Genomic DNA, 24,259 nt, shown 5'->3' with positions numbered 1-24,259 from the left:
TCAATTCTGGTGCGCGGACACCGAGCGCCTCGTCTGCACCGACATCGACAAGGTGGCGTCGTACGCGGCCGAGGCGCCCGCCGCCGACCTCGTCGTCGTCATCGCCAACTCCACCAAGTACGGCGGTGCCGGCTACTCCGGTCTGCAGGCCGAGGGCTACCCGTTCAACGGCGTGTCGACCCTCTCCTCCGACCATGCCTCGTCGAGCATGATCGCCGCCCACGAGATCGGCCACTCGGTGGGTCTTCTGGAGGACGAGTACACGTACCCCTCGTACGGCACCTGGACGGGCGGTGAGACGGACGGCCCCAACTCCACCACGTACACCCCGGCACAGCTCATCGAGAAGCGGACCAAGTGGTACCGCTGGCTGGGGCAGAGCGACCCGACGGGCTCCACGGTCGGCACGTACGAGGGGAGCGCCTACTACCCGTACGGCCTCTACCGGCCGACCTCGACCTCGATCATGCGTGAGCTGTCCAGCACCGACTTCAACCTGCCCGGACGCGAGGCGATGATCGCCGGCTTCTACCGCGCGGGCAACGCACTCGGTACCACCCTCGACACGAACACCGAGATCAAGCACGGCAAGCGGATCCGGGTCAGCCTGGCTGAGGGGACCACCGGCCTCGCCCGGACGGATCTGCGCTGGTACGTCGACGGTGTCGGGAAGGTGCACGCCCGGGGCCGCACCGCCGTCACCCCCGACTCGCTCGGCGTCCGCGCCGACGGTCGCAGGCACGAGGTGACGGCCGAGGCCGTGGACCGTACGGACGCCATCCGGGACCCCGCCGTCCGCGCGCTGGCCACCGACACGCTCACCTGGAGCGTCCGGGCCACCGGCCACCGGAGGTGACGGGGCTGTTCCGGCCCTCCCGCGTCAGGCGACGATCGGGATCGCGGCCTCCGGCGTCAGCATCCGGAATGTGAACGACTGGTGGAAGTAGAGCCGGATGTGGGTCGCGTCGTGGTCCTGATAGCCGATGGACAGGTCCTGGCCGAGCCGCAGTTCGAAGTCGCCGCCACGGGTGGACAGCAGCACGCCGCCCTTGACGGCGGGCGCCCACAGGATCTGGTCGTCCAGCAGTCGCGCGAGATGCGTGGCCACCGGATAGCCGTGGTCGGACGTCTCGGTCGCCTCGGTGAACGCGTCGGCGCCGAGCAGCAGCCGGTACGGCCCGCCGACACCGGCCAGCCGCAGCTGGGTCAGCGCCTGGCTCACGGTGGTCGGGTAGTCGCGGGCATCGGCCGGCAGTGGCAGCGCAGGGTGCGAGGAGCCGTCGCGAAGACCGGTGATCCCGGCGGCGGCGTACCCGTCGATGACGGCCATGTCCTCGGCGAACGCACAGGTCCGGGCGGCGTCCTTGACGGGTTGCCAGTCGCTGTCGTCGGAGCCGCGTTCGACATCGTCCACGGCCGCGCGGGTCACCGTGAACGGCACCCGCCACTCGATGACCGGCTTCGAGGTGCGGGCCCGGGCGATGACGTCCGGTGTGGGCGGATCGATGTCACTCAGATGCCCGTCACCGACCGCCGCGAGGGCGGGCCCCTCCGGGTCCGTCACATCGACGACGCGGCGGCCCGCCAGATGGCGGCTGAAGGTGCGTCGGGCCTCTTCTTCGATCTGGTCCCAGGCGGCTTCCGTGATGGGGGCGAGTTCGCGGTGGAGGTTGTTCATCACTGGGCGCTTTCTTGCAGGCTGCCGATGTGCAGCGAACCGTCGCCCGAACCCGTCGGAGCCGGGGCCTGGGCCACCGGCGCGGGCGCCGGCTGCGGCAGGGACTCGGTCCCGGACAGGACGGGGGACGGCGGCGGGGCGTCGAGGAAGTCGGCGCAGGGGGCGTAGAAGAGCGTGCCGGTGACCGCGGTCGAGAAGTCGAGGATGCGGTCGTACGTACCGGGCGGACTGCCGAGGAACATGTTGCGGAGCATCTGCTCGGTCACGTCCGGGTCGGCGGCGTAACCGATGAAGTACGTGCCGAACTCGCCCTGCTCGAAGCTGCCGAACGGCATGTTGGCACGCAGGATCTCCCGCTCCGAACCGTCAGGCGCGGTGAGGGTGTTCAGCGCGACATGGGAGTTGGCGGGTTTGACGGCGTCGGACATCTCGATGTCGTCGGCCTTGGTGCGGCCGATGACCCGCTCCTGCTCCTCCGTGCTCAGCGAGTTCCAGCCGGCCAGGTCGTGGAGATACTTCTGCACGATGACGTAGCTGCCGCCGGCGAAGTCCGGGTCGGCGGACCCCACGAGGGCCGCAGCACGCGCATCGGCACCCACCGGGTTCTCCGTCCCGTCGACGAAGCCGAGCAGATCCCGGTGGTCGAGATAGCGGAACCCCTGGGTCTCGTCGACGACCGTCACCGCCCCACCGAGTCGGGAGATCAGCCGGGCGGCCCACTCGTAACACACGTCCATCTGCTCGCCCCGGATGTGGAACAACAGGTCGCCGGGGGTGGCGGGCGCGTGGTGGCGGGCGCCGTGCAGCTCCTGGAACGGATGGAGTCCGGCCGGCCTCGGCCCCGCGAACAGCCGGTCCCAGGCATCCGAGGCGAAACCGGTCACACAGGCCAGATCGGTGCCCGGGAAACGGAAGTCGATGGACCGGGCGAACGCCCCGAGGTCCGGCAGCACGTCGCGTACGGCGGCCTCACCACCGGGCTCGATCGTGACGACCAGGATCAGGGCGGCGGTGGACAGCGGCGTGAGGATGGGCTGGGCGGCGGCCGGTTCCGGGACGGCGGCGGGCATGCGGCGGCTCCGAGGAGTGGTGGCGACAGCGCGGTCGTGGCGTCGGTGAGGTGCCGCCGGCACCCGGGTACGGGGTGGATGCAGCCGGGGGCGCGGGTGGCTGGTGTCGGTGGGTGGTTTGCACGGGGTGCCGCCGGCACCCGGGTACGGGGTGGATGCAGCCGGGGGCGCGGGTGGCTGGTGTCGGTGGGTGGTTTCCACGGGGTGCCGCCGTCGCGGCGGTGCGGAGTGCGGGACGGCGGCGGGACTCGCTGCTACTTACGCATACGCACGGTCCCGCCGCACCCCGGGTGGCCCGGCCGGACGAACGGACGCCCGAGGCCCGTCAGCCGGTGGCGATCTCCGACCGGTCGCCGCCCCAGAGGGTGTGGAAGGAACCCGCGCGGTCTGTGCGCCGGTAGGTGTGCGCCCCGAAGAAGTCCCGCTGCCCCTGCGTGAGCGCCGCGGGGAGACGGTCGGCGCGCAGACCGTCGTAGTACGAAAGCGCGGCGGCGAACCCGGGGGTCGGCACTCCCTGGCGTACCGCCTCGGCGACCACCGTCCGCCAGTCGTCCTGCGCCGCACCGATCTCCTCGGCGAACTGCTGGTCGGAGAGGAGGCTCACCAGCTCCGGCCGTGCGTCGTACGCCGCCCGGATCCGGTCCAGGAATGCCGCCCGGATGATGCAGCCGGCCCGCCAGATCGCCGCCACCGCACCGAGATCGATCTTCCAGTCGTACGTCTCGCTGCCCGCGCGGATCTGATGGAACCCCTGCGTGTACGAGACGATCTTGGAGGCGTACAGCGCCTGCTCCACCCGGTCGGCGAACGCCGCGGCCTCGGCTCCGGCCAGCGGAGTGGACGAGGGGCCCGGCAGTTCGCGCGCGGCCTCCCGCAGATCCGTGTGGCCCGACAGCGAACGGGCGAAGACGGCCTCCGCGATACCGGAGACCGGCACGCCCAGATCGAGTGCGATCTGCACGGTCCAGCGGCCCGTGCCCTTCTGCTCGGCCTGGTCCTGCACGATGTCGACGAACGGCTTTCCCGTCTCCTGGTCCGTGTGGGAGAGGACTTCCGCCGTGATCTCGATCAGATACGAGTCGAGCCGGCCGGTGTTCCAGCCGCGGAACGTCTCGGCGATCTTCGCGGGGGAGTAGCCGGCCACCCTCCGCAGCAGGTCGTACGCCTCCGCGATCAGCTGCATGTCCGCGTACTCGATGCCGTTGTGGACCATCTTCACGAAGTGCCCGGCACCGTCGGGGCCGATGTGTGTGGTGCACGGAGTGCCGTCCTTCGCCTTCGCGGCGATTTTCTCCAGCAGCGGTCCCAGTGATTCGTACGACTGGGTGGAACCTCCGGGCATGATGCTCGGCCCGTTCAGCGCGCCCTCCTCGCCGCCGGAGATGCCGACACCGACGAAATGGATGCCGCGCTCGCGCAGAGCCTTCTCGCGGCGGCGGGTGTCCTCGAAATGGGCGTTGCCGCCGTCGATGATGACGTCGCCCTCGTCGAGGAGCGGGGCGAACTCCTCGATCACCGCGTCCGTCGGATCGCCTGCCTTCACCATGATGATCAGCTTGCGCGGGCGTTCCAGCGCCGCCACGAACTCCTCGGGTGTGCGCGCGGCGACGAACGTGCCCTCGTCGCCGAACTCCTTGACCAGGGCATCGGTCTTCGCGGTCGTACGGTTGTGCACCGCGACGGTGAAGCCGTTACGTGCGAAGTTCCGGGCGAGATTGCGGCCCATCACCGCAAGTCCAGTGACGCCGATCTGCGCAGTGCCGCTCATCTGTGTGCTCCTGCAATCTGTCGAGGATGCCGGGATGACCAGTATGGATACGGGGCGCGGGGACGGCCTGTTCAAGCCGCCGTACACCGGCCACGCCAGCCGCAGCGGACCGTCCGTACGGTCGAATGGGGAGCCGACCGGACCGTGCGCCGGAACCGGAGCTCCGGCGAAGGGCCGGCAGGGTGAGCGGGCTCGGGCTCCTGGGGTGCCCGGTTCGGCTCGGCCGGACGGTTGCGTCGGCGGCGCGAGCCGAGATGCGGTGGCACCGCTCGCGTGTCGCCTGTCAGAGGGCGGAGGCCGCCTTCACCTGCTCCGACCGGGTAGGCAGCATGGCTGCGCGAGCGATGTTGCGGGCCATCCCTCCGAAGACGACGGCGTGGAACGGGGCGACACTCCACCAATAGGCGTGACCCAGCAGCCCTCGCGGATGGAACAGCGCGCGCTGTCGGTAGTGCGCGCCTCCGGTCCCGTTCCGCTCGGCGTACAGCTCCAGCCAGGCCAGGCCGGGCAGCCGCATCTCCGCGCGCAGCCGAAGCAGATGGCCCGGCACGATCTCCTCGACCCGCCAGAAGTCCAGCGAGTCACCCACCCTGAGTCGGGTGGCGTCCCGGCGGCCCCGGTTCAGTCCGACACCGCCGATCGCACGGTCGAGCCAGCCGCGGACGGCCCATGCCAGGGGGAAGGAATACCAGCCGTTGTCGCCCCCGATGCTTTCGATGACCCGCCACAGAGCCTCCGGCGCGGCGTCGATGTCGAGTTCCCGCTCGTCGGTGTAGAGGCTGCCGCCTGCCCAGCCGGGGTCCGTGGGCAGCGGGTCGCTCGGCGCACCGTGCACCGAGGCCGACGACCACCGGGTCGTCACGTTCGCCTCGCGCACGCGCTGCAGTGCGAGCGCGAGCGCTCTGGGGAAGGTGAACGGCCGCCCCGGCCCGTCGGGGACGTAGCGTGTGATGTCGTGCTCGCGGCACACGACCTCGTACTTCAGCGATTCGGCGAGCGGGCGTGCGATGGAGCCGGGAACGGGTGTGACCAGCCCGATCCAGTGGCTCGACAGCCGGGGCGTCAGCATCGGGACGGGGAGGATCAACCGATGCGGCAAGCGGGCGACGGCCGCGTAGTCCTGCATCATCTCCCGGTACGTGACGACGTCCGGGCCGCCGATGTCGAAGGTGCGGTTCAGCCCGGCAGGCATGGTTGCACTGCCCACGAGATATCGCAGTACGTCACGGACGGCGATCGGCTGGATCCTGGTGGACACCCAGCTCGGCGTGACCATGACCGGTAGACGTTCGGTGAGGTAGCGCAATATCTCGAAGGACGCCGAACCGGAGCCGATGATCACGGCCGCGCGCAGCGCTGTGGTCGGCACGCCCGACTCCAGCAGGATCCTGCCGACCTCGGCACGCGAGCGCAGATGTGGCGACAGTTCGTGCCCGGGGACCCCGGCGGGTGTGAGTCCCCCCAGGTAGACGATGCGTGACACACCTGCGGCGCGCGCCTGCTCACCGAATGTCCTGGCCGCCTTCCGGTCCGTGGCCTCGAAGTCCGATCCGCTGCCGAGCGCGTGCACCAGGTAGTAGGCGACGTCGACACCCCGCATGGCCGGCCCCAGCGACTCCGGGTCCATGACATCTCCGCGGACGACCTCGGCCCGGTCGGCCCAGGGCTGGTCCCGCAGCTTCTCGGGCGTACGTGCGAGACAGCGCACGCTGTGCCCGGCATCGAGCAGTTCGGGGACCAGCCGTCCCCCGATGTAGCCCGTCGCACCGGTCACCAGGCAGCGCAGTACCGGTGCGCCGTCTTCGTGGTTCATGGCGCCTCCCCATGTCTCGATGTCCGACTCTTCCACCGTGCCTGTGCGCCGTACTTTCCGCTGCCCGGCGACTTCTGGACCACCGAGTGGCAGGAAGCCGCACAGTTCGGTGCCGCCGTCCGTTCACGGCGCGGCAAGGCCACCGCAATGGCCGTCGAGAACTCCGATGGCTCCCTCGCCGGACATCCGTCGGTGCGAGCGGTGGTCGGGCGCGGTGCCGTAGGCGACGGTACGGAAGATCCACAGCACAGTACGCCTGGTCGGGAGGGCTAAAACCTGAAGCGTGTTGCCCATAGAGTGGTCGTGAAGCACTGAGAACTGGTCCCGACCTCACAAGGGTTGCGGACGGCGCGTGCGGCAGCCGACCGGGGCGTGCCGCGACGAATCGGGGGCGGCGTGACAGAAGCAGAAGTCGGAGCGCGCAATTCGAGCGACGCGGAGGGCGAGCCCCCTGCCGAGCAGCGCCCCCGGAAGAATGAACGACGGTCCTTCTGGGCGGAGTTGCCCCTGCTCATCGGCGTTGCGCTGGTGCTGGCGCTGCTCATCAAGACGTTCCTGGCCCAGGCCTTCTCGATCCCCTCGGACTCCATGCAGAACACGCTGCAGCGCGGGGACCGTGTGCTGGTCGACAAGCTCACGCCCTGGTTCGGCGCACAGCCGGAGCGGGGGGAGGTCGTGGTCTTCCACGACCCGGGCAACTGGCTTCCGTCCGACCCGACCTCGGGCGCCAACCCGGTGCAGGAAGTGCTGTCCTTCATAGGCCTGATGCCGTCGGCGGACGAGAAGGACCTGATCAAGCGTGTGATCGGGGTGGGAGGAGACACCGTCGAGTGCAAGGGCACCGGCCCGGTCAAGGTGAACGGCCAGGCCCTCGACGAGCCCTATGTGTTCCCCGGCAACACCCCTTGCAGCTCGGATGCCGAATTCAAGATCACTGTTCCGCAGGGACACATCTGGGTGATGGGGGACCACCGTCAGGCATCGGCGGACTCGCGCTACCACCGGGATCAGCCGGGTGGCGGTGCGGTACCCGTCGACGACGTGGTCGGACGTGCTTTCACCGTCGTCTGGCCGGTCGACCGATGGGACTGGCTGTCCGTCCCGGACACCTTCGAGCAGTAGACGGCCGGTGAGCATCGGCGTCCAGGTACGACCGGAGTCCGTCTAGGGGGCCTAGGTAGTAGCCTAGGGCCCCTTGCTGCGGTGGAGGTGGCGGATGGTTCGCGCGGGTCTGACGACCGATCGCGTGGTGGAGGCGGCGGCCGATCTGGCGGACTCCCTCGGTCTCGACAAGGTCACCGTGTCCGCGCTGGCGCGCGGCTTCGGGGTGAAGGATGCCAGCCTGTACTCCCACGTCAGGAGCGTGCAGGACCTTCGCACCCGGGTGGCGCTGCTGGCCGCGGGGGAGTTCGCCGACCGACTCGGCACGGCGGTCGCCGGACGGGCCGGAAAGGACGCACTCGTCGCGTTCGCCGACGCCTACCGCGCCTTCGCGCTGGAGCGGCCGGGCCGGTACGCGGCGACCCAGATCCGGCTCGATCCCGCCGTCGTCGCCGAGTCCACCGCGTACCACCGCACCATCGAGATCATCTATGCGATGCTGCGCGCCTACGACCTGGCCGAACCCGACTTCACGGACGCCGTGCGGCTGCTGCGCAGCACCTTCCACGGCTACAGCGCGCTGGAGGCCAACGGCGGTTTCGGTGCCCCTCGCGACGTGCAGGCGTCCTGGCAGCAGTGCGTCGAGGCGCTGCACGTCGTACTGGAGCGCTGGCCGTCCGCACACCCCAGCGGGAAGGGGCACAACGATGGATGAGCGGACCTCCACCCGCACCCGCCGTCCGGAAGTGCCCGCGGCGATCCTCCACCGCAAGGTGAGCGACGCCGGGCCTGTGCTGCGTGGCATCGGCTGAGCTGGGCGGCCGCATCCGTTCCGAGCCCCGCCGACGGGCTTGATTCCGCGAAGAAAGGAAGACATGGCCGAGCGCACCGGACGGACCGTGCGCGACCTGCGGCGGGGCAATCGGGCGAGAGTCCTGCAACGGCTCTATTTCGACGGGCCGTTGAGCCGCCAGGAGCTCGGCCCCGCCACCGGGCTGAGTTCCGGATCCATCAGCAACGTCGTCGCGGAACTTGCCGCGGAGAGGCTCCTCGAGGAGGCCGGCATCGTCGGCTCCGACGGTGGCCGCCCGCGCACGCTGCTGCGTGTGGCGCCCGGCGGGGGACTCCTCATCGGCATCGACATCGGCGAGACCCGGGTCCGGGTCGAGCTCTTCGACCTGTCGCTGACCGAACTCGCCCGCGCGGAACGGCCGCTGGCCCGGGACGGCTACGACGTCGAGCGCATCGTCGGCCATGTCGGCAGCGGCGTGACGGACGTGCTGCGGCAAGCGGGAGCGGATACGCGACGGCTGCTCGGCATCGGTATCGGGGTGCCGGGCATCGTCGAACGGGGCAGCCGGGAGAGGGCCGTCGGTGAGGCACCTCCCGCACCGGGCGAGGTCGGCGCCGTCGTGCACGGTCAGACGATCGGCTGGCGCGATGTCCCCTTCGAACGGCTGCTGCGCGACGCGGTCGACGTACCGCTCGACGTTCCGCTGTTCATCGACAACGGCGCGAAGACGCTGGGCCAGGCCGAGATGTGGTTCGGCGGCGGACGCGACGCACAGGCCGCCGTGATCGCCCTGATCGGATCGGGTGTCAGTGCCTGCGTCAACCGCGGCGGCATCCTCGACGAGGACCGGAGCAGCACGCCGCTGGAATGGGGGCACACGACGGTGCAGCTTCGTGGCCGCCGCTGCCGCTGCGGGTCCATCGGCTGCCTGGAGGCGTACGCGGGTGCGCAGGCCATGCGCGAACGCTGGCACGAGGCGGGGGGCCCGCTGCCCCCCGAAGCCGACGACGAAACCGCGCTGGCAGCGCTCCTGGCCGCCGCGTACCCCGATGCCGACGGTCCGGATCCCGATCCGGTCGCGCTCTCCGTCCTCGACGAGACCGCCGAATGCCTGGGCGCGGCCCTGGCCGACCTCGTCAACCTGTTCCTGCCCGAACGCATCCTGCTGGGCGGCTGGGCGGGGTTGCTGATCGGACCACATCTGATTCCGGACATCCGTCGGTACGCGGAGGACTACGCGCTCCGGCACCCGGCGGCACGCACCACGATCGAGATGGGCCGGCTGGGCCCGGACGCGGTCACCCTCGGCGCGGCGACGCTCCCGCTGGCCGAATTCCTGGCACAGGGCGGCAGCCGCCGGGCGACGGACGCGCCACCGAGCGTGCCCGCGGCCCGGCTGCCCACGGCAGCCGACGTCGTACGCAACCGCCACCGCACCCCGGCACGATGAGGTCCGCCTGCGCTCCCCGGTCCGCCCATCACCGGCAGGTCTCGGCCACTGCCTTGTCATCACCCTTTGTCTGCCCATAAGTTGACCGCTTGCGACGTGTCCTACAGCCAGTGGGGGAGCCAAGTCATGGCCGCGAACGGACGACACCGCAGATACCAGCCGAGCCGCATCAACCGCGCCTCGCTCACGGTCACGGTGGGCGGCGCGGGTATCGCGCTCCCCCTCGTCACCGCCGCCTCGGCGGGCGCCGCATCGACCGATGTCTGGGACAAGGTCGCCGCCTGCGAGTCGACCGGCAACTGGCACATCAACTCGGGCAACGGCTACTTCGGCGGGCTGCAGTTCACCCGGTCGACCTGGGCGGCGTACGGCGGCACGGTCTATGCCCCACGCGCCGATCTGGCCACCAGGGAACAGCAGATGGCCGTCGCGGAGAAGGTGCTGGAGGCACAGGGCCCGGGCGCCTGGCCGACCTGCTCCGTAAGAGCGGGGCTGAATAGGGGCGGCGGCGCCCCCGACCTCACGTCTGAGTCGGAACGGGCCGGCGGCCCCGTCGACGCCTCGTCGGCAACGACCTCCACGCCGAAGAAGGCGAACCCGAAGACGAAGCGGACGTCCGCGCCCGCCACCCCGACCACGGTGCCCGGCAAGCGCGACTCGTACACCGTCGCGCGCGGCGACTCCCTCTCCGGGATCGCGGCGACCGAGCATGTGCAGGGAGGCTGGCAGCGCCTCTACACGGCGAACCGGAAGGTCGTCGGCGACGACCCCGATCTGATCTTCCCGGGCCAGCGGCTCACCCTGGACGTGGCCGACACACCGCAGGCCGGCCCGACGAGCGGAACCAGGCCCGCCGCGAAGCCGAGCCGGTCGGCCGAGCCGAAGCAGAAGGCCCGTCCGCACCAGCCCGCGAAGCCGAGTCACCGGCCGACGAGTCCGCACCAGGCGGCGAAGGCCCAGCCGAAGAAGACCGAGCGGGCCGAGAAGGACTCCGGGCTCGTCGCGCCGGTGTCGGCGACCCGTGTCGGCACCGCGTACCACCAGGCCGGTTCCTGGGCGAGCGGCTACCACACGGGCGTCGACTTCCCCGTCCCCACCGGCACCTCGGTCAAGGCGGTGGCCTCCGGCACGGTCGTTTCGGCAGGCTGGGCGGGGGCGTACGGCTACGAGATCGTCATCCGGCACGGCGACGGCAGGTACAGCCAGTACGCGCACCTGTCCGCGCTGCTGGTACGCGAGGGCCAGCATGTCAGCGGCGGCCGGCGCATCGCCCGATCAGGTTCCACGGGCAATGCCACCGGACCGCACCTGCATTTCGAGATCCGTACGGGGCCCGGCTACGGCTCCGACGTCGATCCGCTCTCCTACCTCCGGGCGGGCGGCGTCAACGTCTGAACGGTCCGATGCAGCTCCATGGGACCGCCGGCCGCACGGTCCTCCGCGGAAAACGCACCTTGTCGTTCCGAACCGGCGCGCGGCTGCCGTGCGGAGCCGAAGTCGACCTGGCCCACCCGCCGCCGCTCCAGCGGCACCGTGACTCCCAGCGGGAGCGGCGCCGGAAGCGCTTCTTCGGCAGCGGCGGGCGGGGCTGCCCCGACGGTCACGGCCGTGGCCCTTCCGGGATCCGGCGGAATGATCACCGTGAGCTCGGCCTCCGCAGCGCCCACCGCGGCAACCGCCGGCGGGACGTCCGGACCGGCCGGGAGCACCTGGCGTCCTTCGCGCTGCTCCGCGCCCAGCCGTTCCGTCATCAGCATGATCAGGCCGCCCGCGGCAACCGCACCGCAGGCAAGTGCCAGGAACGCGCCCGCCGTGCCGTGCCGGAACTGCTCACCGAACAACGTGATGCCGACCGCCGAGGCGATCACCGGGTTCACCACGGTGACTGTCGCCAGTGGTGCGGTGAGGCCGGCGCCCCGGTAAGCGGACTGCGACAGCAGCAGCCCGGCCGACGCCAGAGCCGCTATGACCACAAGCGTGGGCAGCCCCGCGCCGACCGAACCGGACGCCCACTGCATCGCCACCGTCTTCGTGAAGACGGACGCGATACCGAAGGCGACACCGGCGCCGGCGGCCAGGACCACACTCCGTACCACCGGTGGTCGCATGCCCTTCGCGATCAGCACGAGCAGCGCCACACCACCGAACGTCACGGTCGCGAGCATCAGCTGCTGCGGACCGCCCAGGGTGTGCGACTCCTTGTTGCCGGTCAGGGCGAGCAGACCCGCCAGGCCGACGGTCGCCATGATCGCGCCACGCCAGGCGGTCGCCCTGGCCCGGCGGCGCGCGAAGAGCGCCGCCATCGGCAGGGCGAAGACGATCGTCAGCGCGCCGAGCGGTTGCACCAGACTGAGCGGGCCGTAAGCCAGTGCCATCACGTGCAGCACCGCACCGACACCGTTCAATGCCACCGCCACCCACCAGACGCTGTTGCGCAGAGGGGCGAACGAACGGCCGTCTCCGGCCGTGGCGACGCGCTCCTGGACGATCGCCCCGGCCGCGTAGGCGACCGCAGAGATCAGTGACAGCAGCACGGACAGCGCAAGGAAGCTCATGTACACCACGATGGCCCTTCAAAGCCGTCGAGTCGTCGTCCCTGAGACGGCGTTCCGACGTACTGCTTTGGTAGTAGGGGAGTGGTTTTTGTGTCCTCCTCCCGACGGTAGTCCTCCCGCTGCCGAGACTCAGGACGATCATCTCCACGGCTACGGTGAACGCTGAGACGCGGCCCCGAGGGGTGGCCTGATCGTCACTACGAGTGACTGGGGGAGTCCGTGGAGGAGCAGCAGCGCATGGAGCAGGCGCGGGCCGAGTCGGTGGGCGGATTCTTCACCCTGCGCAGAAATCCGGTGTCCGGCGGCGCGCACCGTCCGCTCGCCCTCCTGTACGCGGGGGAGACGGCACCGCTCACGGCCCGCATCGACACCGTGGCCGCCCGGCTCCGTGCCCCCGAGCGCAGGGTCGCCGCGTCCGTGGCGCACCTGGGGCTGGCCGCCCGCCTCTGGTCGACCGCCCTGGGACCGGCCGTCCTCTCCGGTCGCTTCCCGGACCTCTCCCCGGCCGCACTCCACTGGGATCCGCAGCACCCCGCGCCGGACGATCTGTGGCTCGACTCCGCGGCCACGCTGCCGGGCACGGCGGACCGCATCCGCGAATGCGTCCAGTACGGCCACCTCGTACCGCTCGCGGAGGCCATCCGACGGGACGGACACATCGCACCCCGGCTGCTGTGGGGAAATGCGGGCTCGGCCCTGGCCGGAGCGCTGCGCGAGCTGATCAGCTGGGCCCGCGCCCACCATCGTCCCGACGCGGCGCACCGGGCCCGCACCCTGGCCGCCGAACTCTTCGACCACCCGGACCTGCGGGCCACCGGGACGCCGCACACCCCGGCATTCCGCAGGAACAGCTGTTGCCTCTACTACCGGTGCCCAGGCGCCGGCCTCTGCGGGGACTGTGTCTTCGACCGCCGACCGGGCGCTTCCGCTCCATGACGAGCTGTTCGGGCTTCAAGATCATCCCGTGGCGGGTCTCCGGCGTGAGGATGCGGACCGGACCGGGATGGTTCGACCGAGAACGGGTTCTGAGAAGCGACCGAGATCAACGGCAGTTCGACGATCCGTTCCTGAACAGCTCCAGGAATGGACCGACGTCCACGCGAGGACTCCGTCGTTCGCGAGCGCCACGGTCAGCACGGTTGGCGTAGTCCTGCGACGAGGAGTGCGACCAGTCGGCGCACGTCGTAGCGGGCGTCGCTCTCGGCGCCGATACAGAGGTTTCCGATGCCGCGCATGAGTTGATAGGCGTCGAGGTCGGAGTGGATCTCGCCTGCGGCGACGGCAGCTTCGAGGAGCTGGGTGCACACCGGCAGGAGGCGTTCGAGGAAGTAGGCGTGCAGCGTCTCGAAGCCGGTGCTGTCCCCCTGCATCGCGGCGGCCAGGCCGTGTTTGGTGACCAGGAAGTCGACGAAGAGGTCGACCCACCGTCCCAGGGCGGCATGGGGGGTCGAGCTGGTAGCCAGCAGGGCCGGACCGGCCTCGGCGCAGGCGTCGACCTGGTGGCGGTAGACGGCGATGACGAGGTCCGCCCGGGTGGGGAAGTGACGGTAGATCGTGCCCATCCCGACGCCGGCCGCGGCTGCGATGTCGCGCACCGGCGCTTCCACGCCCGACGTGACGAAGACCGCGGCGGCCGCGTCCAGCAGGGTCTGCTGATTGCGCCGGGCGTCCTTGCGCTTGGACCTGGCTGAGCCCCCCGGGCCCTGGTCGCTGTCGTTCACCGCGGCATTCCTTCCGTAGGTCTTGCAAAGCGGAACAGTGCTCCGTATTGTTAGCGGAGCAACGTTCCGTTTCACCCATGATGGCAGACCCGGGGGCGCTCCACCAGGTCGCTGATGCGATCACGCTCCCCCCGGAGGGGAGAGCGCGCGAGGGTCGGGGCCCACGTTGATGTGGCTCCGCATGAGAAACGCTCCTTGCTCCCCACTCCGCCCGGCCTGTGGCGCCACCGACCGCCGGCCCCACCGAACCCAAGAGTGCGAACGCACTGAACTGAACGGATGGCACTTCCATGCCTGACTCGGATACCGCGAACGCGCAGAAGATGGCGGCTGCACCCACCACGGTGGTCTCCGCCAAACCGGTCGTCCTGTCCGCCCCGGGCCGCGGTGAGGACCTCCAGGTCCGCGTGTCCGCCCCCGCGACGGGCGGAGATCTGCCCGTCATCGTCTTCTCGCACGGCTTCGGCTGGTCGATGAACGGTTACGCCCCGCTGGCGGACTTCTGGGCCGCTCGCGGCTTTGTGGTACTGCAGCCCACCCACCTCGACTCCAGGACGCTCGGCTTCGCTGCCGAGGACCCCCGTAGGCCGCGGATCTGGCGCTTCCGGATCGAGGACCTCACCCGCGTGCTGGACGGACTCGACATTCTGGAGGCTTCCGTGCCGGACCTCGCCGGGCGCCTCGACCACGACCGCATTGCTGTGGCCGGCCACTCATGGGGAGCCCAGACGGCGAGCACTCTGCTGGGCGCGCGCGTCCTGGACTCCGACGGTGTTCCCGGAGAGGACATGTCCGATGCCCGGGTCAAGGCGGGCGTACTGCTCGCGCTGACCGGCCTGGGCGACGACCTGACCCCGTTCGCCGCCGAGAACTTCCCTTTCATGAGGCCGTCCTTCGACAGCATGACCACGTCGGCTCTCATCGTCGCCGGGGACAACGACCAGTCACCCCTGTCCACTCGCGGACCGGACTGGTTCACCGACCCCTACACCTGCAGCCCGGGAAACAAGAGCCTGCTCACGCTGTTCGGGGCCGAGCACTCGCTCGGCGGAATCGCCGGGTACGAGGTCGCCGAGACGACGGACGAGAGCCCCGCACGCGTCGCCCTGATCCAGCAGCTCAGCACGGCTTACCTGCGTAGCGCCCTCCACATCGAGGACACCGGCCGGCGGGCGGCGGCCACCGCGCTGGAGGAAGACCCCAACCCGCTGGGGAAGTTGCAGAGCAAGTGAGCTTTGCGAGCCTCACGGGCGCCGGCAGGCCCGGTCCGCCATGGTGGACGGCGCCGAGCAACCACGAGGCGACGCCCAGCGGTTGGAGCGCGGCGTCGCCCAGCACGGCCGTGTGCGCACGTTCGCGTCTCGACGGATTCCCCCGGCGGGCGTTCACCGGAATCGTCGGCACTGCTGACGATCAGGATTGCTGCAGGAAGGACAGGCGATGATCCTCGTCACCGGAGGTTTCGGCTTCATCGGATCCCACACCGTGCGAGCGCTGCTCGACCTGGGCGAAGACTGCGTTGTGGTCCAGCGCCGTGCCCGTGAACTCCCGGCCGTACTCGCTGGAGCGCGGGTGGAGGTGGAGCAGGCGGACGTCGCCGATCGCGATGCCCTGCTCGCGATCGGCGACCGTCACGACATCACGGGCATCGTGCACCTGGCGGGCTCCTATCCCTGGCCTCCTGTCCCTGACGCGCCGGTCGAGGCGACGCGGCAGGCGCTCGGCGGGCTGCTGAACATCGTGCAGGCGGCGCAGGAGTGGGGTGTGCGGCGTCTGGGTGTCGCCAGCACGATCGGGGTCTACTTCGGCGCCGGGGACGACGGACCGCTACGCGAGGACGCTCCGCTGGCGATGGGCGCATCCGTCTCGATACCCACCTTCAAGAAGGTCGGCGAACTGCTGGGCGGATTCCTCGCCGACACCACGGGTGTCGACATCGTCAACTATCGCGTCTCGGGTACCTGGGGCCCGCTCGGCCATCCCGATCCGTTCTTCGCCGCGCCCGCCCTGATCCACGCTGCCGCCCGCGGCACCGCTCCGGACCTCTCCCACCTCGTGGGGCCGGCCTTCGCCGGGGACGGGCTCGACCTCAACTATGTGAAGGACACCGGGCGGGCGATCGCCCTCCTCCAACTCGCGGGCAAGCTGAACCACCGTACGTACAACGTCGGCTCCGGCCGGGCCACGACCAACGCCCAGCTCATCGAAGCGATCAGGGAGGTGGTCCCCGACGCCCAGGTCGGTCTTCCAGCCGGAAGCGATGCACCGCACCTGGTCCTCGACATCGGCCGCCTCCAGCAGGACACCGGCTATCAGGCCGAGTACGACACCGCGCGAGCTGTCGGCGACTACATCGCGTGGCTGCGCGCAGGCAACAAGAACTGAGCGGAGGTCACGCCCCGACCACGGCCCCGACCATGCCTGATCTTGCCTGCGGTGACGCCGCTTCCGCTCGGCGGCTTCGGCCGCGACGCCGGCAGGGACGGGAACCGGACCGCCCGGACGGCGGCCGTGTCAGCCCGGACGGCAAGATGCCGGCGGCCGGAAATGCGCAGGCCAAGACGCCGATCGGCTGTCTTGCCGGCCGGTCCGTCGCTGGCGTTCCGAGGGTTCCCTCCGGCCCTCTCCTTCGGGCTGTCATGCACCTGGACAGTGGAACGGGAGTCGTGCTGTCATGCCAACTGTCATTCCTTCCAACGTTGTACATCCTGTTGCAACGAGCCGCCACCCTTCCTCACCAAGGAGGATCCGTGCGCATCAGAAAGAAAGTTGTCCTGCTTCTCGCCGCTGCTCTCGGCGCCGCCGGCCTGTCCGCCGGGCCTGCCGCGTCCGCGGCCTCGGACCCCGGCAGCCCCGTCGACGTACATGGCCTGAAGGGCGAGTACTACACCCAGTCCGCCCCCGGTGCCTTCGACTTCGGGCAGCTCAAGGCCACCGGATTCGACCCGGATATCGACTTCCCCACCCTCGAATCGCGCCTGAGCTCGGCCACCGGACAGGCCGACGACGCCAGCGTCCGGTGGACCGGGAAGATCGTGCCGGAGAAGACCGGCGCCCATGTCTTCTCGATGATCGGGGACAACGGGTTCCGACTCTGGATCGACGGAAAGCCCGTCATCGACCACTGGGTCGACGACTGGGAGAAGGAACAGACTTCGCAACCGGTCGAGCTGACCGCGGGCAAGGCCTATGACTTCAAGGTCGAATACTTCGAACACTTCGGCGGGTCCAACCTGCATCTCAAGTGGACCGAGCCCGGCGGCACCAAGGAGCCCGTGCCGCAGTCCGCCTTCCGGCTGCCCGACGACTTCGCGTACGACGGGGCCATCGGTGCCACCGTTCTCGCCGACGGCCGTACTCTCAAGCTGGACTTCGCACAGAAGCTCGCGGCTCTGCCCGCCGGACTCACCAACCACCTCGACGCCGTCATCGGCGGTGCGAAGTGGCCGCTCGGCGCGGCGAAAGCCGATCCCGGGGACCCGCGCAGCCTCACCGTCGCGCTCAAGGAGCCGGTCGTCGGCAACAAGGCCGGCGACGCCAACGGGCTGGCCGATGTCCGCTACGACGGCGAAGGCGGGCTGACCGGCGAGGACGGCAAGGCCGTCGGGGCCTTCTGGTCCAGTGGGCAGAACCGGTCCACGTACGAGCTCCGCACCGAGTGGGCCGATGAGGTCGGCCCGCACAACGCGCTTCCCGAGTACCCGCGTCCGCAGCTCACCCGTGACAACTGGCAGAACCTCAACGGCTCCTGGGAGTTCGCCGGGGCGAAGGCCGGGGAACAACCCCCCGTCGGCAGGAAGCTCGGCGAGAAGATCCTCGTTCCGTATCCGGTGGAGTCACAGCTCTCCGGCCTCGAACGGCACGAGGACCGGATGTGGTACCGGCGCACCTTCACCGTGCCCAAGGGGTGGAAGGTCGGCGACGGCAAACGTCTGCAGCTGAACTTCGGGGCTGTCGACTGGCAGTCCGAGGTGTATGTCAACGGCACCGAGGTCGCCCGCCACAAGGGCGGTTACGACAAGTTCAGCGCCGACATCACCGATGCGCTGAAGCCGGGCCGCACCCAGGAGCTGATCGTCGGCGTCTACGACCCGACCGATGCCCAGGGCGGCGAGAACCCGCCGATGGGCAAGCAGCGCCTCGACCCGAGCGGCATCTGGTACACCCCGTCGTCCGGCATCTGGCAGACCGTGTGGATGGAGCCGGTCGCCGCAGATCACGTCGACTCGCTGAAGCTCACCCCCGATGTCAAGGGTGAGAAGGTCGCTGTCGAGGTCCATGGGGTACGTGACGGGGTGCCGGTCACGGCGACCGCGTACGACGGGAAGCGCGAGGTCGGCACCGTGACCGGCCGCACCGGTTCGACGCTGGACCTGCGGGTTCCGAACCCGCACCTGTGGTCCGCGAACGACCCGCACCTCTACCAGTTGAAGGTCTTCGTCGGATCGGACCGGGTCGGCAGTTACTTCGGGATGCGGTCCATCGCCGTGGAGAAGGTGAACGGCACCCCGCGCACCGTCCTCAACGGCAAGCCGGTCTTCCTGATGGCCACCCTCGACCAGGGCTTCTGGCCCGATGGGCTGCACACCGCGCCCACCGACGAGGCACTCGCGTCCGACCTGAAGATGCACAAGGCCATGGGGTTCAACTCCGTGCGCAAGCACATCAAGGTGGAGCCCGACCGCTGGTTCTACTGGGCGGACAAGCTGGGCCTGCTCGTCTGGCAGGACATGCCGGCGATGAACACCGTCAACCCGTCCGCCGCCGCCCGCACCGAGTACGAGCACGAGATGAAGGAGATGATCGACGAACACTACAACCACCCGTCGGTCGTCATGTGGGTCACGTTCAACGAGGGCTGGGGCCAGTACGACGAGGCCCGTATCGCCGACCAGGCGAAGTCCTGGGACCCGACCCGGCTGATCAACAGCATGTCGGGCATCAACCTGGGCGTCGACGGAGGCACCGGCGACATCATCGACGAGCACGGTTATCCGAGCCCGGCCCTGCCCGCACCGGACGGGCGACGCGCACTGGTCAGCGGCGAGTACGGCGGACTCGGACTGGCGGTGCCGGGCCACGCCTGGGCCGTGCAGCAGTCGTACATCGCGGTCGACCAGTCGACCTACACCGATGACTACATCGCCAAGCTCGACGAGGTGCGAGCGCTCGCCTGCAAGGGCAGCAACGGCGCCGTATACACCCAGATCTCGGACGTGGAGGGCGAGTTGAACGGACTGCTCACCTACGACCGACGGATCGTCAAGCCCGATGTCAAGCGGGTCAAGGCGGCGCAGGACGCACTCGTCCGCGACGCGTCCAACCCGGTCGTGACGGGATGCCCCACCGCCTGACCGGTGACAGTGCTCTGGTCCGCCCCTGCCCGGGGCGGACCGGAGCGTTCGCGTCCGAACTCTTGACGCGGATCACCGGGGAACCAAGAATGATCGCGCTCTGACAACGTTGTCCAAGGAGGAGTACCCCATGCACCGGATCCCACGGATGCACCGGACCCCACGGCCGAGACTCCGCGGCCCGGCGGCCGCACTCGCTGCCGTCGCGCTCCTCGGCGGTGTCCTCACCACCGGGGCCACGGCCCAGGCCGCGCCCCGCGCCGACGGGGAACTGACCGATCTGGTCAACCCGTTCATCGGCACCCAGAACGAGGGCAACACCTACCCGGGCGCGTCCGTGCCGTTCGGCATGGTGCAGCTCTCCCCGGACACCGGCCACAACACCGGCTACGACTACGCCCAGAACCACATACGCGGCTTCTCCGCCGTACATCTCTCCGGTGTGGGCTGCGGACTCGGCGGCGATCTGCCGACGCTGCCCACCACCGGTGACGTCACACAGACCGACTACGCCAAGTACGCGGCGGAGTTCAGCCACGACGACGAGAAGGCGAGCCCGGGCTACTACAAGGTCGGGCTGAAGAACGGGATCGACGCCGAGCTCACCGCCACCAAGCGCACCGGTGTGCAGCGTTACACCTTCCCGGCCACCGACAAGGCCAACGTCCTGCTCAACGCCGGCCAGTCGCTGCACCGGACGCTCTCCTCCACGGTGGAGATCCTCGACCACCGCACGGTACGGACGGCGATCACCGGCAGCGGCTTCTGCCAGGACACGAAGCCGTACACCGTCTACACGATCACCCACTTCGACCGCCCGTTCACCACCTCCGGCACCTGGAACGGCGACACCGTCACCGAGGGCTCCAAGAAGTCCTCGGCCACCGATGCCCGCAACGGTGCCTGGCTGCGCTTCGACACCACCAAGGACCGCACCGTCGAGGCCACCACCGCGCTGAGTTACGTCGACGCCAAGGGCGCCGCGCTCAACCTCCGTGCCGAGGGCGGCCGCAGCTTCGACCGGGTCGAGCACGCCGCCCAGCAGTCCTGGGAGGAGCGGCTGGAAGGTGTGAAGGCCAAGGGCGGCAGCGACGAGCTGCGCCGCACCTTCTACTCGTCGCTCTACCGTTCCTTCCTCGCCCCCAACGTCGGCAGCGACGTCGACGGCCGCTACACCGGCTGGGACCAGAAGACCCACCGCGCTGTTGCTGCTGACGGGGCTTTCACGTACTACCAGAACTGGTCGCTCTGGGACACCTACCGCACCCAGGCCCAGCTCCTCTCGCTGCTCGCCCCGCGCGAGTCGCGCGACATGGCGATCTCGGTCCTGCGGATCGACGCCGAGAGCGGCTGGCTGCCCAAGTGGGGCTACGGCACGGTCGAGACGAACATCATGACCGGCGACCCCGTCACCCCGTTCCTCACCAACGCCTACCAGCAGGGGCTGCTGAAGGGACATGAGGAAGAGGCGTACCGCGCCCTGAAGAAGAACGCCGACGGCGTCCCGCCCACCGACTCCGCGCCCGTCGGCCGCGAAGCCAACGTGCAGTACCTGAAGGACGGGTTCGCCCCGTACATCAAGGACCGTCCGCACGCCAAGCCCGGCGACTCCGACTTCGACCACGGTGCCTCCGCCACCCTGGAGTACGCCCTCTCCGACGCGATGCTGGGCGAGATGGCCCGCGACCTCGGCCACGACGCCGACGCGAAGCGATACGAGGACCGCGCCCAGAACTACCGGAAGATCTTCGACCCCTCGACCGGCTTCTTCCGCGCCCGTGACGCCGCGGGAGCCTTCACCGGCCCCGCCGACCCGGCACAGAGCGAGGGCTTCCACGAGGGCACGTCCTGGCAGTACCAGTGGCTCGTGCCCCAGGACCTGCCCGGCATGGTCGGCCTGATCGGCGGGAAGGACGCCGCCAACCAGCGGCTCGACTCCTTCTTCGCGTACGACAAGCTGCTCGCCGATCCGGCGAAGACCGCCCGCGAGGTCTGGGTCAACGGCCCGTACGCGTACTACAACGCCGACAAGTACAACCCGCAGAACGAGCCCGACCTCATCGCCCCGTACACCTATCTCTCCACCGGGCAGCCGTGGAAGACCACCGACGTGGTGCACGCGGCGCTGACCCTCTTCACCGACGCCCCCACGGGTATGACGGGCAACGACGACCTCGGCACGATGTCCGCCTGGATGGTGCTCTCCTCCATCGGTGTCTTCCCGGTCCAGCCCGGCACCGACACCTGGGGTCTGTCCACGCCGGCGTTCGAGCGTGTCGATCTCACGCTCGACCGTCGCTACTACCCGCACGGGTCGTTCACGGTGAGCGCGCCCGGGACGTCGGACGCCGATCGCTACATCCAGTCGGCGCGGATCGACGGTGCGGCTCAGGCGCGCACCTACCTCACCACCGACGACATCCGCTCGGCCCGCTCGCTCTCCTTCACTGTGGGCAGCAGCCCGTCGGCCTGGGGCACGTCGCCCGCGGACGCACCGCCCGCTCTCGGCTGAGCCGCTCCGCCGGAACGCCCGGACGCCCGCCCCTCGGCTCACCAGGGGCGGGCGTCCGCCATTGCCGGGGTCAGGCCGGCGACGGCGGGTCGATGGCCTCCGCCACCGTAGCGAAGACCGGCAGCGCACTGTCCAGCCCGAGTACGCGGATGAGCCTGTCCATGAAAGGTGAAGGCGCGGCGAGCCGCATCCGGGCGCCCAGCACGGTCTGCCCGTGGAGGAGCATGTTCACCGTCGTGGAGTCCGCGAACGAGACGGCGGAGAGATCGACAACGACCGGGCCCGGCCCGTCCTGGGCCGCATTCTCCAGTGCGGCGCCGAGAACGCCGACGTTGTCGATGTCGAAATCACCCGACAAGGCGAGTATCAGCGCGCCTCGCTCCTGGCGTGGGACGATTCGCATGGCCTTGTCTTCGCTGGGCGGTGGAAGCACGGAAGGCACCTCAGGATGCACTGGGTGGACGGGAACGGCCGCCGCGGGCGGGCGGCTCGGTCGCGATCCGTCCCGGCTCGCGGCGTGGGGTACCTGCCGAACCATAGAAGGAACAGTTGTCGCTTGACAACATTCTCCGTGGGTAACAATCTATTCCAGATGATCAACAACGACCGCACCCACGTCGGGTCCGGCTCGCTCACGCGCAGGGACAGGGGCCGGATGAAACTAGGCGCTCTCCGCGACATCGTCGCTCAGCCCGGTCGCCGGACCGCCGTCCGCCCCGATCCGCTCGGCAGCGGCCGTGTTGAATGCGGCCAGCCCTTCCGCGAGGGCGGCCACCGCGGCCTGCGGCATGCGTCCCAGCACCGCGGCGAACTCCTGGGTGCGGATCGACCGGTACTCCTCCAGCAGGGTGCGGCCGTGCTGGGTCAGCCGGAGCTCGACCTCCCGGCGGCTGGTGGCACTGGGCTCCCGCCGGACCATGCCCATGGCCTCCAGGCGATCGCAGAGCCGGCTCACCGACGGCGCGCGCGAACCGAGCGCCTCACCGAGCGACCGGAGATTGCTGCCCTCCTGCTGCTCGATCACGAGCAGCGCCCGCAGCTGGGAGGGCGAGAACGCGACCGCAGCCGCGGCCTCCTGCCCGCGCGACCACAGCACCTCCAGCAACTCGGAGGCGGAACAGACATCCGCGGACACCTGCTCAAGGGGGCGCGGGTGACCGGTGGGACGGGGCATCCGTCCACTCTTTCACTCCGCACGCCCGTCTGTCAGCCCGGAACCGGCCCCGTCGCCGCTCGAAGAAGGACCCGGAGACCGTGAGCGCGCGCCAGGAGATCGAACGAGCGGTGCGGGCGGCGGCACCGTACGCCCTGGTGGAGACGGTCCGCGAGGCACTGCGCAGGGAGTACGGCGCGCTCCGCGTCCAGCTCCTGCTGGCGGACTACGGCATGACCGTACTCAAGCCCGTCGACCCCGTCGACGGCCCCGGCGACCCGCTGTCGATGCACAACAGCCCGGAGGGCCGGGCCTTCGGCAGTCAGGAACCGCGCGAACAGTCCCACCGGTCCGACGACGCCCTCGACCATCACCTCCCGGTGACGGTGCGAGGGGAACGGCTCGGCATTCTCACTGTGCGCCTGCCCGCCGGGAACTCCACCCCGGCCACGGTGGACGAGCTGACCCATGTGGCCGATCTCCTGGGTCACGAGATCCTGGTCGCGGAACGGGACACCGATCTCTACCAGCGGGCGCGCCGGGTCAGCAGACTCACGCTCGCGGCCGAGATGCAGTGGCAGCTCCTTCCCGCGCGGGCCTGCACGGCGGCCGAGTACGCCATCGGCGCGCAACTGGAACCCGCCTACGCGATCCACGGCGACAACTTCGACTGGTCCGCCGACGCCGGCCAGCTGACCGTCGCCGTCACCAACGGCATGGGCGAGGGCATCCAGGCGTCGCTGCTCACCAACCTCGCCGTGAACGCGCTGCGCAACGCCAGGCGTGCCGGGATCGACATCGCCGACCAGGCGTCCCTCGCGGACCAGGCGATCTACGGGCTGCACCGCGGCAGCGCCCACGTCTCCACGCTGCTGCTCCACTTCGACCTGGCCACCGGCCGGGTGGGCGCCGTCGACGCGGGCTCTCCGCAGCTGTGGCGGCTGCGCGGCAGAACGGTCACCCGCATCGACCTGGAGGCGGAGCTCCCGCTCGGCATGTTCGAGGAGTCCCAGTACTCCGTGCAGGAGTTCCACGTGGTGCCGGGGGACCGGCTGATGCTGGTCAGCGACGGCGTCTACGGGGCCGTGTCGCCGCTGGGAGAAAAGTACGGGGAACGGGCTCTGGCCCGCGCGATCCTCGCGACCAGGCTGCTGCCGGCCGCCACCGTGCCGCGCGCCGTACTGCGCGAGCTGGCCGACCACCGGGGCTCGGAGTCACTCGACGACGCACTCGTGATGTGCATCGACTGGTTCGGCCGGCAGTAGGGGGACCTTCCCCGGGACACGGGCCC

At 70.0% G+C, this 24,259-nt stretch carries 19 protein-coding genes and 1 pseudogene; 12 read left to right on the top strand and 8 right to left on the bottom strand.

All coding sequences use genetic code 11. The features are described 5' to 3' along the window. Nucleotides 1-7 precede the first annotated feature (7 nt). Nucleotides 8-376, top strand: a pseudogene (locus tag ACFYP5_RS12210) (M64 family metallopeptidase); the annotation flags it as partial. Next, nucleotides 371-856, top strand: a complete 486-nt coding sequence (locus ACFYP5_RS12205; protein ID WP_389034474.1) for a M64 family metallopeptidase — start codon at nt 371-373, stop codon at nt 854-856. The pseudogene ACFYP5_RS12210 and the gene ACFYP5_RS12205, both read left to right, overlap by 6 nt. A gap of 24 nt (nt 857-880) precedes the next feature. On the opposite strand, the gene ACFYP5_RS12200 is transcribed toward ACFYP5_RS12205, so the two are convergent. From ACFYP5_RS12200 to ACFYP5_RS12185, 4 genes are all read right to left on the bottom strand, one after another. After that, nucleotides 881-1,678 (bottom strand): family 1 encapsulin nanocompartment shell protein, encoded by a 798-nt coding sequence (locus tag ACFYP5_RS12200; RefSeq protein ID WP_389033996.1) that lies wholly within the window; start codon nt 1,676-1,678, stop codon nt 881-883. Continuing rightward, a complete protein-coding gene (locus ACFYP5_RS12195) occupies nt 1,678-2,748 on the bottom strand; it encodes a Dyp-type peroxidase (protein ID WP_389033994.1) in 1,071 nt (356 codons plus the stop codon). Before ACFYP5_RS12195 ends, ACFYP5_RS12200 begins: the two co-directional genes overlap by 1 nt. Nucleotides 2,749-3,073: 325 nt before the next feature. Beyond that, nucleotides 3,074-4,516 carry an NADP-dependent phosphogluconate dehydrogenase gene (gene gndA / locus ACFYP5_RS12190; RefSeq protein ID WP_389033991.1) on the bottom strand — a complete coding sequence of 481 codons (1,443 nt, stop codon included), beginning with the start codon at nt 4,514-4,516 and terminating at the stop codon, nt 3,074-3,076. A gap of 283 nt (nt 4,517-4,799) precedes the next feature. After that, on the bottom strand, nt 4,800-6,329 hold the full coding sequence (locus tag ACFYP5_RS12185) for an SDR family oxidoreductase (protein WP_389033988.1): 1,530 nt from the start codon (nt 6,327-6,329) through the stop codon (nt 4,800-4,802). 339 nt (nt 6,330-6,668) lie between these two features. Between ACFYP5_RS12185 and lepB the strand changes: the two genes are divergently transcribed. From lepB to ACFYP5_RS12165, 4 genes are all read left to right on the top strand, one after another. Then, nucleotides 6,669-7,451 (top strand): signal peptidase I, encoded by a 783-nt coding sequence (gene lepB / locus ACFYP5_RS12180; RefSeq protein ID WP_389033985.1) that lies wholly within the window; start codon nt 6,669-6,671, stop codon nt 7,449-7,451. Between the two features lie 94 nt (nt 7,452-7,545). After that, nucleotides 7,546-8,145 carry a TetR/AcrR family transcriptional regulator gene (locus ACFYP5_RS12175; protein ID WP_389033982.1) on the top strand — a complete coding sequence of 200 codons (600 nt, stop codon included), beginning with the start codon at nt 7,546-7,548 and terminating at the stop codon, nt 8,143-8,145. Nucleotides 8,146-8,305: 160 nt separating this feature from the next. Then, a complete protein-coding gene (locus ACFYP5_RS12170; RefSeq protein ID WP_389033980.1) occupies nt 8,306-9,673 on the top strand; it encodes an ROK family protein in 1,368 nt (455 codons plus the stop codon). 126 nt (nt 9,674-9,799) lie between these two features. Further along, the gene (locus ACFYP5_RS12165; protein WP_389033977.1) at nt 9,800-11,068 is read left to right on the top strand and encodes a transglycosylase family protein; all 1,269 of its coding nucleotides are present in this window, start codon (nt 9,800-9,802) and stop codon (nt 11,066-11,068) included. Here the strand turns inward: ACFYP5_RS12165 and ACFYP5_RS12160 are convergent. Next, nucleotides 11,038-12,237 carry a DMT family transporter gene (locus tag ACFYP5_RS12160; protein ID WP_389033974.1) on the bottom strand — a complete coding sequence of 400 codons (1,200 nt, stop codon included), beginning with the start codon at nt 12,235-12,237 and terminating at the stop codon, nt 11,038-11,040. The genes ACFYP5_RS12165 and ACFYP5_RS12160 overlap by 31 nt on opposite strands. Nucleotides 12,238-12,465: 228 nt before the next feature. Between ACFYP5_RS12160 and ACFYP5_RS12155 the strand changes: the two genes are divergently transcribed. Beyond that, a complete protein-coding gene (locus tag ACFYP5_RS12155; RefSeq protein WP_389034472.1) occupies nt 12,466-13,164 on the top strand; it encodes a (2Fe-2S)-binding protein in 699 nt (232 codons plus the stop codon). Nucleotides 13,165-13,358: 194 nt separating this feature from the next. Here the strand turns inward: ACFYP5_RS12155 and ACFYP5_RS12150 are convergent, their stop codons facing one another. Next, nucleotides 13,359-13,949 carry a TetR/AcrR family transcriptional regulator gene (locus ACFYP5_RS12150; RefSeq protein WP_389033971.1) on the bottom strand — a complete coding sequence of 197 codons (591 nt, stop codon included), beginning with the start codon at nt 13,947-13,949 and terminating at the stop codon, nt 13,359-13,361. Nucleotides 13,950-14,239: 290 nt separating this feature from the next. On the opposite strand from ACFYP5_RS12150, the gene ACFYP5_RS12145 reads away from it, so the two are divergent. The 4 genes from ACFYP5_RS12145 (at nt 14,240) to ACFYP5_RS12130 (ending at nt 21,815) form a co-directional block, all read left to right on the top strand. Next, nucleotides 14,240-15,181, top strand: a complete 942-nt coding sequence (locus ACFYP5_RS12145; protein WP_389033969.1) for an alpha/beta hydrolase family protein — start codon at nt 14,240-14,242, stop codon at nt 15,179-15,181. A 208-nt stretch (nt 15,182-15,389) separates the two neighbouring features. Continuing rightward, a complete protein-coding gene (locus ACFYP5_RS12140; protein ID WP_389033966.1) occupies nt 15,390-16,334 on the top strand; it encodes an NAD-dependent epimerase/dehydratase family protein in 945 nt (314 codons plus the stop codon). Between the two features lie 365 nt (nt 16,335-16,699). Further along, a complete protein-coding gene (locus tag ACFYP5_RS12135; protein WP_389033963.1) occupies nt 16,700-19,303 on the top strand; it encodes a PA14 domain-containing protein in 2,604 nt (867 codons plus the stop codon). 148 nt (nt 19,304-19,451) lie between these two features. Beyond that, nucleotides 19,452-21,815, top strand: a complete 2,364-nt coding sequence (locus tag ACFYP5_RS12130; RefSeq protein WP_389034469.1) for a GH92 family glycosyl hydrolase — start codon at nt 19,452-19,454, stop codon at nt 21,813-21,815. 70 nt (nt 21,816-21,885) lie between these two features. Here ACFYP5_RS12130 and ACFYP5_RS12125 read toward each other — a convergent pair whose 3' ends face one another. Both ACFYP5_RS12125 and ACFYP5_RS12120 read right to left on the bottom strand, forming a co-directional pair. Then, nucleotides 21,886-22,218 (bottom strand): STAS domain-containing protein, encoded by a 333-nt coding sequence (locus tag ACFYP5_RS12125; RefSeq protein ID WP_389033960.1) that lies wholly within the window; start codon nt 22,216-22,218, stop codon nt 21,886-21,888. Between the two features lie 258 nt (nt 22,219-22,476). Next, nucleotides 22,477-22,989 carry a MarR family winged helix-turn-helix transcriptional regulator gene (locus ACFYP5_RS12120; RefSeq protein WP_389033958.1) on the bottom strand — a complete coding sequence of 171 codons (513 nt, stop codon included), beginning with the start codon at nt 22,987-22,989 and terminating at the stop codon, nt 22,477-22,479. Between the two features lie 80 nt (nt 22,990-23,069). Here ACFYP5_RS12120 and ACFYP5_RS12115 point away from each other — a divergent pair, with 80 nt between their 5' ends. Further along, on the top strand, nt 23,070-24,233 hold the full coding sequence (locus tag ACFYP5_RS12115; protein WP_389033955.1) for a PP2C family protein-serine/threonine phosphatase: 1,164 nt from the start codon (nt 23,070-23,072) through the stop codon (nt 24,231-24,233). The last annotated feature ends 26 nt before the right edge of the window (nt 24,234-24,259 follow it).

This window comes from Streptomyces sp. NPDC005262 (assembly GCF_042872425.1).
GTDB lineage: Bacteria > Actinomycetota > Actinomycetes > Streptomycetales > Streptomycetaceae > Streptomyces.
The sequence above is the reverse complement of the archived record's forward strand: the minus strand, read 5'-3'. Positions and strand labels throughout refer to the sequence as shown.

What these genes read in the sequence shown, in the direction of transcription:
- ACFYP5_RS12120 (WP_389033958.1), bottom strand. Translation starts at nt 22,989, where the DNA reads ATGCCCCGTCCCACCGGTCACCCGCGCCCCCTTGAGCAGGTGTCCGCG.
- ACFYP5_RS12155 (WP_389034472.1), top strand. Translation starts at nt 12,466, where the DNA reads ATGGAGCAGGCGCGGGCCGAGTCGGTGGGCGGATTCTTCACCCTGCGC.
- ACFYP5_RS12145 (WP_389033969.1), top strand. Translation starts at nt 14,240, where the DNA reads ATGCCTGACTCGGATACCGCGAACGCGCAGAAGATGGCGGCTGCACCC.
- ACFYP5_RS12195 (WP_389033994.1), bottom strand. Translation starts at nt 2,748, where the DNA reads ATGCCCGCCGCCGTCCCGGAACCGGCCGCCGCCCAGCCCATCCTCACG.
- ACFYP5_RS12140 (WP_389033966.1), top strand. Translation starts at nt 15,390, where the DNA reads ATGATCCTCGTCACCGGAGGTTTCGGCTTCATCGGATCCCACACCGTG.
- gndA (WP_389033991.1), bottom strand. Translation starts at nt 4,516, where the DNA reads ATGAGCGGCACTGCGCAGATCGGCGTCACTGGACTTGCGGTGATGGGC.
- ACFYP5_RS12125 (WP_389033960.1), bottom strand. Translation starts at nt 22,218, where the DNA reads ATGCGAATCGTCCCACGCCAGGAGCGAGGCGCGCTGATACTCGCCTTG.
- ACFYP5_RS12185 (WP_389033988.1), bottom strand. Translation starts at nt 6,329, where the DNA reads ATGAACCACGAAGACGGCGCACCGGTACTGCGCTGCCTGGTGACCGGT.
- ACFYP5_RS12175 (WP_389033982.1), top strand. Translation starts at nt 7,546, where the DNA reads ATGGTTCGCGCGGGTCTGACGACCGATCGCGTGGTGGAGGCGGCGGCC.
- ACFYP5_RS12130 (WP_389034469.1), top strand. Translation starts at nt 19,452, where the DNA reads ATGCACCGGACCCCACGGCCGAGACTCCGCGGCCCGGCGGCCGCACTC.
- ACFYP5_RS12165 (WP_389033977.1), top strand. Translation starts at nt 9,800, where the DNA reads ATGGCCGCGAACGGACGACACCGCAGATACCAGCCGAGCCGCATCAAC.
- ACFYP5_RS12200 (WP_389033996.1), bottom strand. Translation starts at nt 1,678, where the DNA reads ATGAACAACCTCCACCGCGAACTCGCCCCCATCACGGAAGCCGCCTGG.
- ACFYP5_RS12170 (WP_389033980.1), top strand. Translation starts at nt 8,306, where the DNA reads ATGGCCGAGCGCACCGGACGGACCGTGCGCGACCTGCGGCGGGGCAAT.